General features: G+C 44.3%; 17 protein-coding genes and 1 other annotated feature. All 17 genes read left to right on the forward strand.

From position 1 onward, the window contains the following. Nucleotides 1–214: 214 nt before the first annotated feature. The 17 genes from spoIIGA (at nt 215) to B9Y67_RS15810 (ending at nt 16,946) form a co-directional block, all read left to right on the forward strand. Complete coding sequence (gene spoIIGA, locus B9Y67_RS15725) at nt 215–1,126, forward strand: sigma-E processing peptidase SpoIIGA (protein WP_085508097.1); 912 nt, start codon at nt 215–217, stop codon at nt 1,124–1,126. Between the two features lie 16 nt (nt 1,127–1,142). Continuing rightward, complete coding sequence (gene sigE, locus B9Y67_RS15730; RefSeq protein WP_085508100.1) at nt 1,143–1,862, forward strand: RNA polymerase sporulation sigma factor SigE; 720 nt, start codon at nt 1,143–1,145, stop codon at nt 1,860–1,862. Nucleotides 1,863–1,980: 118 nt separating this feature from the next. Further along, on the forward strand, nt 1,981–2,760 hold the full coding sequence (gene sigG, locus B9Y67_RS15735; RefSeq protein WP_062445754.1) for an RNA polymerase sporulation sigma factor SigG: 780 nt from the start codon (nt 1,981–1,983) through the stop codon (nt 2,758–2,760). Nucleotides 2,761–2,987: 227 nt separating this feature from the next. Beyond that, the gene (locus B9Y67_RS15740; protein ID WP_062445755.1) at nt 2,988–3,254 is read left to right on the forward strand and encodes a YlmC/YmxH family sporulation protein; all 267 of its coding nucleotides are present in this window, start codon (nt 2,988–2,990) and stop codon (nt 3,252–3,254) included. Nucleotides 3,255–3,317: 63 nt separating this feature from the next. Then, nucleotides 3,318–4,142: a peptidoglycan editing factor PgeF gene (gene pgeF, locus B9Y67_RS15745; protein WP_085508102.1), complete on the forward strand. Its 825-nt coding sequence runs from the start codon at nt 3,318–3,320 to the stop codon at nt 4,140–4,142. Nucleotide 4,143: 1 nt separating this feature from the next. Further along, nucleotides 4,144–4,812: a YggS family pyridoxal phosphate-dependent enzyme gene (locus B9Y67_RS15750; protein WP_085508104.1), complete on the forward strand. Its 669-nt coding sequence runs from the start codon at nt 4,144–4,146 to the stop codon at nt 4,810–4,812. Between the two features lie 26 nt (nt 4,813–4,838). After that, entirely contained in the window at nt 4,839–5,285 is a 447-nt protein-coding gene (locus B9Y67_RS15755) for a cell division protein SepF (RefSeq protein ID WP_085508106.1), read from the forward strand. 4 nt (nt 5,286–5,289) lie between these two features. Continuing rightward, nucleotides 5,290–5,553, forward strand: coding sequence for a YggT family protein (locus tag B9Y67_RS15760; protein ID WP_062445759.1), 264 nt, complete (start codon nt 5,290–5,292; stop codon nt 5,551–5,553). Between the two features lie 722 nt (nt 5,554–6,275). After that, nucleotides 6,276–7,049, forward strand: coding sequence for a YlmH family RNA-binding protein (locus B9Y67_RS15770; protein ID WP_085508110.1), 774 nt, complete (start codon nt 6,276–6,278; stop codon nt 7,047–7,049). 88 nt (nt 7,050–7,137) lie between these two features. Further along, complete coding sequence (locus B9Y67_RS15775) at nt 7,138–7,647, forward strand: DivIVA domain-containing protein (RefSeq protein WP_085508113.1); 510 nt, start codon at nt 7,138–7,140, stop codon at nt 7,645–7,647. A 72-nt stretch (nt 7,648–7,719) separates the two neighbouring features. Next, nucleotides 7,720–7,949, forward strand: a binding site (T-box leader). A 119-nt stretch (nt 7,950–8,068) separates the two neighbouring features. Beyond that, entirely contained in the window at nt 8,069–10,825 is a 2,757-nt protein-coding gene (gene ileS / locus B9Y67_RS15780) for an isoleucine--tRNA ligase (RefSeq protein WP_085508115.1), read from the forward strand. Between the two features lie 152 nt (nt 10,826–10,977). Then, a complete protein-coding gene (lspA, locus tag B9Y67_RS15785) occupies nt 10,978–11,451 on the forward strand; it encodes a signal peptidase II (protein WP_085508118.1) in 474 nt (157 codons plus the stop codon). Next, nucleotides 11,448–12,356 (forward strand): RluA family pseudouridine synthase, encoded by a 909-nt coding sequence (locus B9Y67_RS15790; protein ID WP_085508120.1) that lies wholly within the window; start codon nt 11,448–11,450, stop codon nt 12,354–12,356. Before lspA ends, B9Y67_RS15790 begins: the two co-directional genes overlap by 4 nt. A gap of 172 nt (nt 12,357–12,528) precedes the next feature. After that, nucleotides 12,529–13,074: a bifunctional pyr operon transcriptional regulator/uracil phosphoribosyltransferase PyrR gene (pyrR, locus tag B9Y67_RS15795; RefSeq protein ID WP_085508122.1), complete on the forward strand. Its 546-nt coding sequence runs from the start codon at nt 12,529–12,531 to the stop codon at nt 13,072–13,074. 163 nt (nt 13,075–13,237) lie between these two features. Beyond that, complete coding sequence (locus tag B9Y67_RS15800) at nt 13,238–14,629, forward strand: solute carrier family 23 protein (protein ID WP_085508124.1); 1,392 nt, start codon at nt 13,238–13,240, stop codon at nt 14,627–14,629. Between the two features lie 167 nt (nt 14,630–14,796). Continuing rightward, nucleotides 14,797–15,675: an aspartate carbamoyltransferase catalytic subunit gene (locus B9Y67_RS15805; RefSeq protein WP_085508126.1), complete on the forward strand. Its 879-nt coding sequence runs from the start codon at nt 14,797–14,799 to the stop codon at nt 15,673–15,675. Beyond that, nucleotides 15,675–16,946 carry a dihydroorotase gene (locus B9Y67_RS15810; RefSeq protein WP_085508128.1) on the forward strand — a complete coding sequence of 424 codons (1,272 nt, stop codon included), beginning with the start codon at nt 15,675–15,677 and terminating at the stop codon, nt 16,944–16,946. The genes B9Y67_RS15805 and B9Y67_RS15810 overlap by 1 nt, the downstream gene beginning before the upstream one ends.

Consider the following 16,946-nt stretch of genomic DNA (forward strand, 5'->3'; position numbering starts at 1 on the left):
ACACTTTTATGGTAAAGAACCGGAGATATTTCGAAATCAAGTCTTCGACTTTTCGGCCTTTTTGTAGAATAAATGTTTTACGTAAATCAATAACTTAATGAACGACAAATTCGGCTAAAAAAAGTCTTCCCACCCCATCAGAAAGTGACAGACTTTTAGGAACAGCATGTCTTATACTTGAAATCACCATTCAATAGAAAAGGAGAAAGAGGTGATGATCTATCTTGATGCCGTATGGCTCCTTAATTTTTTAGTTGATGGAATGATTCTGATTATTACACAGGCAGTCACAAAGTCCTATGCTTCTATGAAACGAATGATGTTCGCTGCTTTAATAGCCTCCTTTATTGTACCGTTAACTATTTTTTTCCCAAATTCCTGGCTGGTCTCTCCCCTGGGAAAATTCGCCTATTCGTTACTCATTGTTCTGGCGGCCTTTCCATATAAGTCATTGCGCCTGTATATGCGTAATCTGACCACTTTTTACTTTGTGACATTTGCCATCGGGGGGACGATGTTTGCCAGTCATTTCTTTTTGAACATGAACGTGCAGATGGCGACTTCAGGTATTGTGACGTTTTCAACAGGATATGGGGATCCAATTAGCTGGCTGTTTGTCATCATTGGCTTTCCGGCAGCATGGTGGTTTACAAAGCAAAGGCTGGAACGGATTGCTGTGCTGAAATTGAAATATGAAGAAATTTATGAAGTGGTGTTGGAATGGAACGGTAAAAAAACAGTATCAACGGGTTTAGTTGACAGCGGAAATCAGTTGGTTGATCCATTGACGAAAAAACTTGTCTTTCTAGGTGATGAGGAAGTTTTTCAAGCTTTTGTCTCGGAAGAAGATTGGACAGCACTTAAAGAAGTGGAAGAAACGTTCGACATTAATGGAATACCTGAACCCCTGCAGGATAGTATCCACTTTGTCCCTTATCAGGGTGCTGGAGGAGAAAGAAAATTGATGCTTGCTATCCAATTAAACAAAATCGAATTAGTCAGTGAAGGGAAAAACATATGCATGCATGCTCCGCTGCTCGGGATGCAATTCGGAAACATGACCGATGATGACAGCTATCACGTACTTCTCCATCCAGAGATGATGCAGAAAGGAAAAGTAGCTTAAAGGAAGGAGTAATGTTATGAGCAAATGGAAGTTGAAATTACGCCTCTGGTATTATCGTATTTTATTAAAATTGGGATTGAAGACCAATGAAATTTACTACATAGGAGGAAGCGAGGCGCTTCCTCCTCCATTATCAAGAGAAGAAGAGGCAGAGCTCCTGAAACGGCTGCCGAAGGGGGATAAAGCTGCCAGAGCAATGCTGATTGAACGGAACCTTCGACTAGTCGTTTATATTGCCCGGAAATTTGAAAATACAGGATTAAATATCGAGGACTTGATTAGTATTGGTACGATTGGTCTCATCAAAGCGGTAAATACGTTCAATCCCGAAAAGAAAATCAAGCTTGCCACATATGCCTCCCGATGTATTGAAAATGAAATTCTGATGCATTTAAGAAAGAGTAATAAGCTGAAATCTGAGGTTTCTTTCGATGAACCATTGAATGTAGATTGGGATGGAAACGAACTACTGTTGTCCGATATTCTTGGAACGGAGGAAGACATCATTACGAAAGACCTTGAAGATAAGGTTGATAAACGGCTATTAAAGAAAGCGCTGGAACAGCTGAACGATCGTGAAAAGCAGATCATGGAGCTGCGTTTCGGACTGGTCGATAAAGAAGAGAAGACACAGAAAGATGTGGCAGACATGCTTGGTATTTCACAATCCTATATTTCCAGGCTTGAGAAAAAAATTATTAAAAGATTGAAGCGTGAATTCAACAAGATGGTATAGCACTTTAACGGACTTTTCCGAACGTATATTCTTATATAAGCGAGTTTAGCTAATGCATATTATTCCCAGCCCGGGGAGATACTGAATTTTGAATAGCTTCCTGGGAGGGTTTAATACCGTGACTAGACATAAAGTTGAAATTTGTGGTGTAGATACATCTAAGCTTCCAGTACTTAAAAACGATGAAATGCGTGTTTTATTTAAACGAATGCAAAGCGGAGACCAATCTGCCAGGGAGGAGCTGGTCAATGGCAACCTGCGTCTGGTGCTGAGTGTCATCCAACGATTCAATAATCGTGGTGAATATGTCGATGATTTGTTCCAGGTGGGATGTATTGGTCTTATGAAATCGATTGATAACTTTGATTTAAGTCATAACGTGAAATTTTCTACTTACGCAGTTCCGATGATTATTGGAGAAATACGAAGGTATTTACGGGACAACAACCCGATCCGTGTGTCGCGCTCGCTTCGTGATACCGCATATAAAGCGTTGCAGATGCGGGAGAAACTGATCAGTGAACGGTCAAAGGATCCGGCACCGGCTGAAATAGCTAAGGAAATGGGAGTCCCACACGAAGATGTTGTGTTTGCTATGGATGCCATCCAGGACCCGGTCTCATTATTTGAACCAATCTATAATGATGGCGGAGATCCAATTTTTGTGATGGATCAGTTGAAGGATGAAAAGCATAAAGATTCGGTCTGGCTGGATGAACTCTCGCTTCGAGAAGGAATGAAACGGCTGAATGAGCGGGAAAAAATGATTTTGACGAAACGCTTCTTCCAGGGAAAAACCCAGATGGAAGTAGCAGAAGAAATCGGCATCTCCCAAGCCCAGGTTTCTCGTCTTGAAAAGGCAGCCATCAAAGAAATGAACACGACGATGTTCGAATAAAGCCATGTTAAAAAGAAAATAAGTTCCAATATCTTTTTAGTTCAGTTTTGGTGTATGCCAGGGCTGAGCTTTTTTTCGTGTGGTCAATCGCCAGTTACTTATGGCGAAGCCTTAGTATTTTTTTATTCTTTCATACTTTAACAAAGTTAAACTTTCTTAAAGTATAAAAAAACTATCCATGTAATCAGCGTTTCTTACATAGTATGTAACAAGGAAGGTGATAGGATATGATGATTTCAGAATTACAATTGAAGGATATCATCGCTCTGGAAACAGGAGAAAGACTAGGTCAAATCGCTGATTTAGATATAGATGTGAACACTGGCAAAGTTATTGCGATCATAATTACGCTAAAAGGGAAAATGATGGGGCTTTTCGGGAAAGATGAAGAGGCGGTGATTCCTTGGGATCAAATTATTAACATTGGAACAGATGTAATTCTGGTAAAAAAACCTTTTGCACTTCCACCTCAATCGACAAATGAGATAGAATAATGGAATTATAACAAGAAATGTGACTGGTAATGTGGTAAAATATAGGGCAACTGAGGTGGTAATATGACAGAACCGTTTTCGCATAAAGAGGATAGGGTATTCGTTATAGAAGAATGGATGCAAGCCCAACCTAAGTTGCAGGCTGGTTTTACGAGCAGGAAAGGCGGCGTCAGCGCGCCGCCATATGCCAGTTTTAATCATGGCCTGCATGTAAACGATAAGGAACAAGACGTCATCGCCAATCGTGAGCTTCTTGCTTCCTCCACGGGTATATCGTTAAACAAGTGGGTGATTGGGGAACAAGTGCACGGCACAGAAGTCGCTGTTGTCAAGCGAGCAGATGGCGGAAGAGGAGCACGGGAACAAGGATCTTCTGTTAAAAACTGTGATGGCTTGATAACCAATACGCCAGGTTTATTATTGGCGGCTTTTTTTGCGGATTGTGTGCCGTTATACTTCCATGCCCCCAATGCGGGTTGGATTGGGATTGCCCATGCTGGCTGGAAAGGGACAGTAAACGGTATGGCTGCTTCTATGGTGGAAGCTCTTATCAATGAAGGAGCATCGAGGGAAGATATCCATGCGACCATCGGCCCTTCTATCAGTAAGAAACATTACGAAGTGGATCAAAGAGTAATCGACAACATCGAAGATAAGTATATAAAATTAGTCACAGAACCGCGTAATGATGGAAAATTCCTGTTAGATTTGAGAGAATTGAATCGACTGATGCTAGTTGGAGCCGGCATCAAGGAACAGAACATTCGAATAACCGAGCATTGTACATACGAACAAGAAGACGTATTTTTTTCCCATCGCCGTGATAACGGGAAAACAGGCCGAATGCTTGGATTCATAGGCTTTACTGATGGAAAAGGAGACGTGTAGCATGAGTGTGGAATCAAATTGGCAGGAAATTCGTACAAACATCGCAGAAGCTTGCAGGAATTGTGGCAGAGATCTGAAAGAAATTACCGTCGTTGCCGTAACCAAATATGTATCGGTTGAAAGAGCCAGAGAAGCTTTGGCAGCCGGAATCATGGACCTTGGTGAAAACAGGATGAAAGGTTTTTTGGAAAAGTATCAAGCCATAGGGGATGATGCCACGTGGCATTTCATTGGTTCGTTGCAGTCCCGGAAAGTAAAAGAAATCATTGGCGAGGTTGATTACATTCATTCGTTAGACCGGAAATCATTGGCGAAGGAAATCAACAAACGTGCCGAAAGTCCGGTTTCCTGTTATGTGCAAGTGAATGTAAGCGGCGAAGAATCTAAACATGGACTGGCCCTGGATGAGGTAGAAGAATTCATCGAGTGGCTGAAAGACTACCCGAATGTCAACGTAGTCGGGTTGATGACCATGGCCCCGCATGTAGATGATGAAGAAATGCTCAGAGGTACCTTCCGTAAGCTTCGGGCTATGCGCGACCGGATCAGGGACAAGCACTATCCGCACGCACCTTGTAAGGAGCTATCGATGGGGATGAGTAATGATTACAAGCTGGCGATTGAAGAAGGTGCCACCTGCATCCGGCTTGGATCCAGCCTGGTAGGCTGATATTAAATGATTGAGGTGATGGAGAGATGAGTATGAAGAATAAATTCAAATCATTTTTTACCTTAGACGATGAATATGAATATATGGAAGAAGAAGTGGAAGAATCGAACAAAAGTCAGCAAGTAAGTCAACCACAGAACTACCCGGAACAAAAAGCAAAAAATGTCGTCAGTTTAAAGAGTGCCCAGTCCTCTTCCCGAATGATGCTGTGCGAGCCGCGCAACTACAATGAGGCTCAGGATATTGCCGATCACCTCGTGAACCGTCGTGCGGTAGTCATCAATTTACAACGGGTTGACCATCATCAGGCGAAACGGATTGTGGATTTTTTAAGCGGGACCGTATATGCTATTGGAGGGGACATTCAGAAGCTGGGAATGCAAACGTTCCTTTGTACCCCTGATAATGTGGAAATTTCCGGGTCAATTTCGGAAATATTGGCACAGGAAGATGATTTAGACAGAAGGTGGTAAGGAAATGCAGCAACTATTCGTTTTATTGACTAACGCAATACAAATTTACAGCTGGGCATTAATCATTTATATTTTTATGTCCTGGTTTCCTGGAGCGAGAGAATCGAAATTCGGTCAGTTCCTGGCGAAAATATGTGAGCCGTTTTTAGAGCCGTTCCGTCGTATTATCCCGCCGCTTGGTATGATTGACATTTCGCCGATCGTTGCCATCCTGGTACTTAACTTTGCGAATATGGGATTGCGGGAACTCTATATCATGCTTATGTAATACTTATAACGACCAACAAAGCTGCCACCGGCGGCTTTTCTTTTGCTATTTACATAGTGGTTAACAGAATATACTGGACTTCCCAGATAAATTAAAGCTCCCATTAACTGAAGACTCAGTTTCAAGAGAAACTGTTTCCGTGCTGATGTTGAGCTTTCGGAGGTCCGGAAAATCACTCGCTTTCCATGGGCGTACGGTGAGCTTCCTCGGGCTAAAGCCCTGCGGGATCTCACCATGTACTATCCTCCCATCGGAGTCTCCAATTTCCCTGACCTCCTTGAATTTATAAGAGAAACGGAAACATTGGTATGTCGCCCTACAAGCATAGAGAGAGCTATTTATAAAAACGTGCTTATAATCTGTATCATCGGTCCATATGATTTGTGGAATACACCTTCATTTATTGCAGTGGTTCGTTTCTCTTATCTTTCGGATGGGGTGGTTGGGAAACTGCGAGACTCCCGCGGGAGAAGGGACTAGGCAAGACCCCACAGGGAGTGTAACGACCGAGGAGGCTTGCCGGTTCCCCCGCAGGAAAGCGAGTAGTTTCCCAGCCGCCCCTGACACTATTATGGTAAAGAACCGTAGATATCTTGAAATCAAGTCTTCGACTTTTCGACCCTTTTGGTGAATAGGTCACTATGGTAAACCAATAACACTGTTAACAGCTATTAGTTTAATCATGCAGTCTGGTTTTATAATTTTGGAGTGGAGAGATAGAAATGGAGATTTATCAGCATTTTCGTAAAGAAGAGCAGCCTTTTATCGATCAAGTACTATCCTGGCAAGAAGAAGTCGGCCGCAGTTTCCAAAGTAAGTTGACGGATTTTTTTGACCCAAGGGAGCAGTTCATTTTCGAGAGCCTGCTTGGCAATCACCCGGACTTCACCTGGAAGCTCTATGGTGGAAATGAAGAAGCGGAACGTAAGCGTGCTATTCTTGCCCCTTATTATGAAGAGATCGAACCGGAACACTTTGAACTAACATTGCTTGGGGCATCCTATCCAGAAAAATTCGTTACGCTTTCCCATCCGGATGTCCTTGGTGCGTTTATGAGCTTAGGAATCAAGCGGAAAAAGCTGGGGGACCTCGTGGTGAAAGACGGGGTTGTTCAAATCATCGTCGCAAGTGAAATAGCTGATTATGTACGAATGAATCTGGAGGGGATCAAGAAAGCATCCGTGCAGTTTCAGGAAGTACCTTTTGACCGTATGCTCTCCAGCGATGAAGAATGGGAGCAGGTGGACACGACAGTCTCCTCATTGCGTCTCGATACGGTCGTTAAAGAAATCTACCGGATGTCCCGCCAAAAAGCTGCATTATTCATAGATAAAGGTCAGGTAAAAGTAAATTTTCGTATCGTTGAAGACCCATCATTCAAGCTGGAAGCAGGGGACATGATTTCGATACGTGGCAAAGGGCGCAGCAAACTGCAAGACGTCTTAGGCACAACCAAAAAAGATAAATACAAAGTCGTCATCTCCCGGCTAAAATAAACAACCGGACAAGCAGGAATCTGAAAAGTTTTGTCGAAATGGGAATATAACTCGAAAAAATGTCCGATACTTTGAGGAGGTGGCTGGTGTGCCATTAACACCATTGGATATCCATAATAAAGAATTCACACGCGGTTTTAGGGGTTATGATGAAGACGAAGTCAATGAGTTCCTCGAACAGGTCATCAAAGACTACGAATTGGTCATTCGTGATAAAAAATCCCTTGAAGAGAAAATAGAGCAGCTGAATGAACGCCTGGGACATTTCACAAATATCGAAACAACCCTGAATAAATCCATTCTGGTAGCGCAGGAAACAGCAGAAGAAGTGAAAAACAATGCCAGTAAGGAATCGAAGCTGATTGTAAAGGAAGCAGAGAAGAATGCTGACCGGATCATCAATGAAGCCTTGCAAAAGTCCCACCGGATTGCCATCGAAGTCGAAGAACTTAAAAAACAGGCCAAAGTGTTCCGTACACGACTGCGTATGCTCGTTGAAGCCCAGCTGGATATGATTGATACAGATGACTGGGATCATGTGTTTGAAACAGAAATTGACGAAAAAGTCGATGGGGAAAAAGAGATGGTAGAAAAATAATCTTGACGTATGCAGTAATATTACATATAATTCATTAACATGAAATATTTCTTGCAGCAACTGAATATTTAACGAGAAACGATGACAGGGAAAGTACTTAAGCCCGCTTGCAGCTTAAGCGATCCAGGGATGGTGAAAGCCTGGAGCAGCGCCTTGAAGGAAAATCACCCTCGAGTTTTCCATTCGAAAAGCAATGAGTAGAGATGGACGCCTTATCCACGATACGGATCAACAGAGCGGAATCGGCATGTGTAAAAGCCGGTTCTACAAGGGTGGTACCGCGAGATCCTCTCGTCCCTTTAGGGATGTGAGGGTCTTTTTTATATTTTTAAATAGAAAGACTGAGGCTTACGCCATTAAGGCAGGGTGATAAGCAAGGTTTTCCTAGTCTACACACAGAAAGAGTAAGGAGGAAATGGAAGTGAATTATAAAGACACATTACGGATGCCAAAGACCGATTTCCCAATGCGTGGAAACCTTCCGAACCGCGAACCGAAGATGCAAGAACGATGGGAAGAAATGAACATATATGAAAAGGTGCAGCAACGAACCGAGGGACGCCCGTTATTTGTCCTTCATGATGGCCCTCCATATGCGAATGGTGATTTGCACATGGGGCATGCATTGAATAAATCCCTGAAAGATTTTATTGTCCGTTATAAATCAATGGCAGGTTATCACGCACCATATGTCCCTGGCTGGGATACACATGGACTGCCGATTGAAACAGCACTTACAAAAAAGAAGAAGGTCGACCGCAAAAAGATGTCCGTCGCCGAATTCCGTCAAAAGTGTGCGGACTATGCGATGGGACAACTGGACAATCAGCGTAAAGAGTTTAAGCGCATGGGTGTACGCGGTGACTGGGATAATCCTTATGTCACATTAAATAAAGACTATGAAGCAGAGCAGATCAAAGTCTTTGGAGAAATGGCTAAAAAAGGGTATATCTACAAAGGGTTGAAGCCTGTCTATTGGTCTCCTTCCTCAGAATCAGCACTTGCGGAAGCAGAAATTGAGTATCAGGATAAACGTTCTCCTTCTATCTATGTATCCTTCCAGGTCAAAGATGGTAAAGAGTTGTTTGACGGGGATGAAAAATTCATTATCTGGACGACAACGCCATGGACGATCCCATCTAACCTTGCGATTGCTTTGAACCCGGCTTATAACTATGTGGTTGTAAAAGCCGGTGAAAACAAGTTTGTCATTGCGGAAGGCTTGCTGGAAGATGTGGCGCAGAAATTGGAATGGGAAGATTATGGAGTCGTAAAAACGTTCAAAGGGAAAGAGGCAGAACATGTCACGACTCAGCACCCATTCTATGACCGTGAATCTTTGGTCATTCTGGGTAATCATGTTACGACAGATGGAGGTACCGGATGTGTCCATACAGCACCTGGCCACGGGGAAGATGACTTCTGGGTCGGAAAGCAATACGGTCTTGAAGTGCTCTGTCCGGTTGACAACAAAGGGGTATTTACAGAGGAAGCTCCAGGTTTTGAAGGAATGTTCTATGACAAAGCCAACAAACCGATTACCGAGAAACTGACAGAAGTCGGTGCATTAGAAAAACTCGAATTCATTACACACTCCTATCCGCACGACTGGAGAACGAAAAAACCGACGATTTTCCGAGCAACGGACCAATGGTTCGCGTCGATCAAGGATTTCCGTGAAACCTTGCTGGAAGAAATCAAGAATGTGAAATGGGTACCACGTTGGGGCGAAACCCGTCTCTATAACATGGTGAGAGACCGTGAAGACTGGTGTATTTCCCGTCAGCGTACATGGGGCGTTCCGATTCCTGTATTCTACGGAGAAGATGGCACCCCGATCATCACCGATGAAACAATCGATCACGTTGCTGGACTGTTCCGGGAACACGGCTCGAATGTCTGGTTCGAACGGGAAGCGAAAGACTTGCTTCCGGAAGGCTTTACTTCTGAACACAGTCCGAACGGAGAATTCACCAAAGAAGAAGACATTATGGATGTCTGGTTCGATTCCGGTTCTTCTCATCAGGCAGTACTGCACCAGCGTCCTGAGCTGCAGCGTCCGGCAGACCTTTATCTGGAAGGATCCGACCAATATCGCGGCTGGTTTAACTCGTCCTTGTCCACTTCCGTTGCTGTGACTGGAAAAGCACCATTCAAAGGGATTCTGAGTCACGGGTTTGCTTTGGATGGCCATGGTCGTAAGATGAGTAAATCGATTGGGAACGTCATTCTGCCTGACAAAGTTACGAAACAACTGGGAGCGGAAATCATCCGTCTGTGGGTGGCAAGCTCCGACTATCAGGCTGATGTCCGGGTGTCTGATGACATTCTCAAGCAGGTATCAGAAGTTTACCGTAAAATCCGTAACACATTCCGCTTCCTGCTCGGAAACCTGCATGATTTCAATCCGGCGGCTAATACGGTGCCGGATGATCAGCTGGAAGAAGTCGACCGTTATATGAAAATGCGTCTCAACAACCTGGTCAAGAATGTTCGTGAAGCTTATGATAACTATGAATTCAATGTCATCTACCACCAGGTCCATAATTTCTGTACGATCGACTTAAGCTCCTTCTACCTGGATTTTGCAAAAGATATCCTGTATATCGAAGCTCCTGACCATCCACGGAGAAGAAGCATCCAGACGGTCTATTATGAAACATTGACTGCACTCGTGAAGCTTCTTGCGCCGATCATCCCTCACACAGCAGATGAGGTATGGGAATACCTCCCTGGTGTCAGCGAGGAAAGTGTCCAGTTGACGGATATGCCGGAGGAAGTAGCTGTTATTGAAAGTGAAGAGCTTAAAGCTAAATGGGATCACTTCCTGGAAATTCGTGATGATGTTTTGAAAGCTTTAGAGGATGCAAGAAATGAAAAGGTCATCGGGAAATCACTGGAGGCACGCGTGACAATTGTTCCTAAGGAGGAACAAACGCAAAGTGTTCTGAAGAATATCGAACACCTCCATCAGTTATTGATTGTATCCGATGCTGAGGTGGCATTGTCCCATCCAGAAGCCAAAGCATATGATCATGTCGATGTATATGTCGAGAAGCATGAAGGCGATAAGTGTGAACGCTGCTGGGTAGCATCTGATGATGTTGGAGAAGATGACGATCATCCAGAATTGTGCGTCCGCTGTGCCACAGTTGTAAAAGAACATTACGAGAATTAAAAGTAAGAAAGCCGTGTGCGCCCGCACACGGCTTTAAAATTGCATGGAAGTAACTATATCATTATTATGTAAACAAAACTTTTTTCCAGATATCACATAACAGCTACTTGTGGTACAATAATAAAATCGAATAATTATTTTGGAGGAAGCCTATGGTCTGGTATTACATAATAGCTAGCTTTGTGATCGTGCTTGATCAATGGTCAAAATGGATGGTTGTCAAGAATATGTATATTGGAGAAAGCCTCACGATCATCGAAAACTTTTTTTATTTGACCTCCCACCGCAATCGCGGGGCGGCATGGGGGATTTTGCAAGGTCAGATGATTTTCTTTTATATCGTGACATTGATTGTCGTCGGAGTCATTATCTATTATATGCACCAATATGGTAAAAAATATAGATTGGCAGGGATTGCCCTCTCCTTGCTATTAGCGGGGGCAATTGGAAACTTTATTGACCGGCTGATCAGAAAAGAAGTCGTCGACTTTTTTGATTTTATCATTTTTACGTATGATTATCCGATCTTCAATATTGCAGATTCCTCGCTGGTAGTCGGAGTCATTCTGGTCATCATCGCTTCTATTTTGGATGAACGTAAAAAGAAGGAGAGTACCCAATTGTGAGTAATCAATATCAAGTAACCAATCAGGATAATGGTAAACGCATCGATAAATTAATGATAGAAATCGAACCCTCGGTTTCCAGGACACAGGTTCAAAGCTGGATTAAAGAGGGGCATCTGGTCGTCAATGGTGATCCGGTGAAAAGTAACTACAAGGTACAGGAACAGGATGAAATAACCTGGGAAGTGCCTGAGCCAGAACCATTAAAAATTGAAGCAGAAGATATCCCTTTAAATATCGTCTATGAAGATAAAGATGTCATCGTAGTCAACAAACGGCGGGGAATGGTCGTCCATCCTTCTTCCGGACATCCTAATGGAACACTGGTGAATGCATTACTGCACCATTGTGATGATCTCTCAGGAATCAACGGGGTAACAAGGCCTGGGATTGTCCACCGGATTGATAAAGATACGAGCGGGTTATTGATGGTCGCTAAAAACGATAACGCCCACCAATCGCTTGCTGAACAATTGGCCAATAAAACAACCGACAGGAAATACGAAGCAATTGTTCATGGTGAAATCTCCCATGAATATGGTACGATTGAAGCGCCGATTGGCCGGGATCCGAAAGACCGACAGTCGATGGCTGTAGTAGAAGAAGGTAAGCCAGCCGTCACGCATTTTCAAGTACTGCAGGTATTCAAGGATTTCACCCATGTGGAATGTGTACTGGAAACAGGCCGCACGCATCAAATCCGCGTCCATATGAAATATATCAATCATCCTCTGGCCGGGGATCCTAAATATGGCCCTCGGAAATCCCTGCCAATTGATGGACAGGCGCTTCATGCGAGAACATTGGCCTTCAACCATCCTGTAACGAACGAGCGGATGGATTTCCATGTCGAACCACCGAGTGATTTCACCCAAATGCTCGAATTAATTAAAAAACGTAGTTGACAAACCGTCGAACGTTTGTGATAATCAATTAAAGAATTGAATATGACCTTTAAAGACAGTCCTGTGAGGCTGAAAAGGAAACGGAGCATATGATTATGTTACTTACACCCTTTTTCTGCCCTCATGCAGGAAAAGGTTTTTTTAATAGGCCTGAACAATCGGAGGTGGAGCAATGAAACCGAAAACTACAGTATTAGATGAAGCAGCTATCCGGCGTGCACTTACCCGGATTTCTCATGAAATCATAGAAAAAAATAAGGGTGTCGATGACGTCATCCTCGTTGGTATCAAAACAAGGGGAGTTCCCTTAGCGAGCCGCCTCCAGAAAAGAATCAACGATATTGAAGGAGTCATCCTCCCTAATGGTGAATTGGATATCACACTTTACAGGGATGATCTCACCACCAAATCGGGACAACAAGAACCAGAACTGAAAGAAACGAACATCGAAACGAATATCGACGGAAAAAAAGTCGTACTTGTTGATGATGTATTGTATACAGGCCGGACGGTGCGTGCCGCAATGGACGCATTGATGGATCATGGAAGACCATCACAAATACAGCTGGCCGTCCTTGTCGACCGCGGTCACCGCGAGCTCCCGATCCGGGCAGACTATGTCGGCAAAAATGTTCCGACTTCACTCGATGAAATCGTAACGGTTACCGTATCGGAAACAGATGAAGAAGACGCGGTAGTCATTTTTGAAAAGAATTGAATAAAACAGCACCTTTAAGTAAGTCCAGAGAGGCTTAAAAGGTCGCAAACTCAGAACGTATCGAAGCATACCAGGATACGTCCACCTCTTTGCGGTTTTTTAAGCAAAGAGGTTTTTTTATACCTTTAAAAAATGGCTCTAAATAATAAAGGAGGAAATGATTATGAAATCAAACCAAGCTGCATTAGACGTCAGAGATGTCCCGGCACTTCATAAATGGATTACCTTAAGCTTACAGCACTTATTCGCCATGTTCGGAGCAACCATCCTTGTTCCATTCCTGACAGGCTTGTCACCTTCCGTCGCGCTCGTTTCCAGCGGAACAGGGACACTTGCCTATCTGTTAATCACAAAAGGAAGGATTCCCGCCTATCTTGGTTCAAGCTTTGCATTCATAGCTCCAGTAATAGCAGCCAGTTCTGCAAGCGGAGTACCAGGAGCAATGGTAGGAAGTTTTCTTGCAGGACTTGTCTACGGCCTTGTGGCACTCCTGATCACCATGTTCGGTACAGACTGGCTGATGAACCTGCTGCCACCGGTTGTCGTCGGCCCGGTCATCATCGTCATTGGTCTTGGGCTGGCAACAACGGCCATCGATATGTCCATGTACGTCCCAGGAATCGATGATCAGGTCTACAGCTCGACTCACTTCAGTGTAGCCCTGGTTACTCTGGCGATTACCATCATCGCATCCATCTTCTTTAAAGGGTTTTTCAGCCTGCTTCCGATCCTTGTCGGTATCGTCGGTGGATATTCGTTCGCTCTTTTCCAAGGGATTGTTGACACGGCAGAAATCAAAGCGGAGTGGGCAGCTATAACGTCCGCTGATTCCTTTACCGGGGTATTGGGCGCTATTTTTCAGAAGCCGGATTTCATCGTCCCATTCGTCGATTACTCTCCGGTGGATGTCATCAGTATCGAAATCATCTTCATCATGGTTCCGATTGCGCTTGTGACCATTGCTGAGCACATCGGAGACCAAATGGTACTATCCAAAGTTGTCGGCCGTAACTTTTTGAAAGAACCTGGCTTGAACCGCTCTATTCTTGGGGACGGAACTGCGACCGCGATCGCTTCCTTCCTTGGCGGACCGCCAAACACGACTTATGGAGAAAACATCGGTGTCCTGGCTATCACACGAGTTTTCAGTGTCTTCGTTATCGGAGGAGCAGCTGTCTTTGCTGTCCTGTTCGGCTTCATCGGAATGAGTACAGCAGTAATTGGATCGATTCCATCAGCGGTCATGGGCGGTGTTTCCATCCTGCTTTTCGGTATCATCGCATCCAGCGGGCTTCGCATGCTGATTGACAACCAGATCGACCTGGGAGAAAAACGAAACCTGATCATTTCTTCCGTCATCCTGGTTATCGGAATCGGAGGAGCTTTCATCCAGGTCACTGACAATGTACAAATCGCAGGAATGGCTCTGTCCGCACTGATTGGAGTTGTATTGAACCTGATCCTTCCTGGCAAAGAAAAAGCCCATGGGAACGGGAAAATGTTCAAAGAAACAGTTACAGGCAATAAAAAATCAAATGATGATAATGCAGCATAACAGAACCATCGCACTTTTTAATAAAATCCCGTGAGATTTTAAAGGGTGTAGGGTTTGATTGATTCGTCATGCCTCAGAATGATGATGATAATTGAGCGCCTCCGCACCCCGGAGGCGCTTTTTTTAACCCTGCGCTGATACGCAAACTGGCAGAGGAGGCTGATGACGTGAAACATTTATTATCCATGGAAGACTTATCATCCGAAGACATCCACCATTTAATCAGGAAAGCGGAAGTTATCGAACGAGGGGATGTTCCTGAATTTACGAAAAAAATATTTGCTGCAAATATTTTTTTAGAACCAAGCACAAGAACGAAAAATAGCTTTGTTGTCGCGGAACGGCGGCTTGGGCTGGATGTGCTGGATATATCTTCAGAAGATTCCAGTTTGACAAAAGGGGAGTCTTTATATGATACTGTTAAAACATTATACACTATTTCTGCAAGTTTATGCATTGTCCGCCACTCTCAAAATGGTATATTAAGAGAGATAGCGAATAAGGTGGAGGTACCGATTATCAATGCGGGTGACGGAACGGGCCAGCACCCGACGCAATGTTTGCTTGATTTATATACGATTCATCAGGAGTTCGGTACTTTTGAAGGCTTGAAAGTAGCGATAATCGGGGACATTAAGCACAGCCGTGTCGCCCGATCAAACAGCGAAGCACTAAGAAAGTTAGGAGCGGAAGTCTACTTTGTTTCTAAACCGGAATGGCAGGATGAAGGAATAGCTGAAAACTATGTATCTATCGAGGAAGCGGTTGAACTTGCAGATGTCGTCATGCTGCTCCGGATTCAGCATGAAAGGCATGACCAATCATCAGAGGAGCAGAACTATCTGCAAAGCTATGGACTCACGAAAGAGCGAGAGAGTAGAATGAATAAAAATTCAATCATTATGCATCCCGGGCCGTTTAACCGCGGTGTGGAAATTGACAGTGATGTCGTCGATTCCCCCAAGTCACGGATTTTCAAACAGGTGGCTAACGGGGTAACGATGCGAATGGCAATTATATCAGAACTATTAAAGGAGGAACTGTAATGAATCTATCAATCAAAAATGTAAATGTAAGAAGAGATGGGGCATGGGTAACAGAAGATATTTTTGTTGAAGGAAATATCGTTAAGAAAATCGGTGCTCATCCAGAAATAGAAGCTGATCGTACGATTGATGGACAGGGAAAAATTGCAGTTCCAGGTCTTGTTGATGTACATATACATCTCCGGGAGCCAGGAGGAGAAGCGAAAGAAACGATTGCAACAGGGACAAAGGCTGCAGCAAGAGGAGGGTACACGACCGTCTGTGCTATGCCGAATACAAGGCCGGTACCGGACTCACTGGATACGATGGAAGCATTAAGGCATAGGATTGAGCAGGACGCCCTGGTACGAGTGCTTCCTTATGCGGCGATCACAACGAGGCAGCTGGGAAAAGAAATCGTTGATATGGCTGTACTGAGAGATGCCGGCGCTTTTGCCTTCACTGATGATGGCGTCGGAGTTCAGGAAGCTGGGAAAATGCTGGAGGCAATGAAATCAGCGGCTGACAATGGCGTAAGTATTGTCGCCCACTGTGAAGACAACAGTTTATTAGAAGGGGGAGTCATTCACAAAGGGAAGACAAGTGAGAAGCTTGGTGTGCCGGGTATAGCGTCTGTATCTGAATCGGTCCATATAGCAAGGGATGTTCTTTTGGCAGAAGCGGCCGGATGTCATTACCATGTCTGCCATGTCAGCACAAAAGAGTCTGTACGTGTTATTCGTGACGCCAAGCGCGACGGCATCCAAGTAACCGCGGAAGTCACTCCGCATCACCTGCTGCTGAACGAAGAGGACATCACCCAGGACGATGCGATGTTCAAAATGAATCCACCGTTACGCAGTAAAGAGGATCAGGAAGCTTTGTTGGACGGACTGCTGGATGGAACCATTGACTGCATAGCGACAGATCATGCGCCTCATACCGAGGAAGAAAAGGGAGAAGGGCTTATGAATGCGCCATTCGGAATTGTCGGTCTGGAAACTGCTTTTCCATTGCTGTACACCAACCTGGTTCAGACAGGGAAAATCAGCCTCGAAGCTTTACTTGACAGGATGACAGAAATTCCAGCTGAGATTTTTGGACTTCCCTATGGGAAGCTGGAAGAGGGAAGTATCGCAGACTTAACATTGATAGATTTGGAGAAACAAAAAACAATCGACCGGCACAGCTTCTTCTCAAAAGGGAAAAACACACCGTTCCATAATTGGGAAGTACATGGCTGGCCGGCAGTTACCATATCACAAGGTGAAATCGTTTGGGAGGATGAGTGA

Origin of the sequence: Thalassobacillus devorans (assembly GCF_900176565.1) — a bacterium.
Lineage (GTDB): Bacteria > Bacillota > Bacilli > Bacillales > Halobacillaceae > Thalassobacillus > Thalassobacillus devorans_A.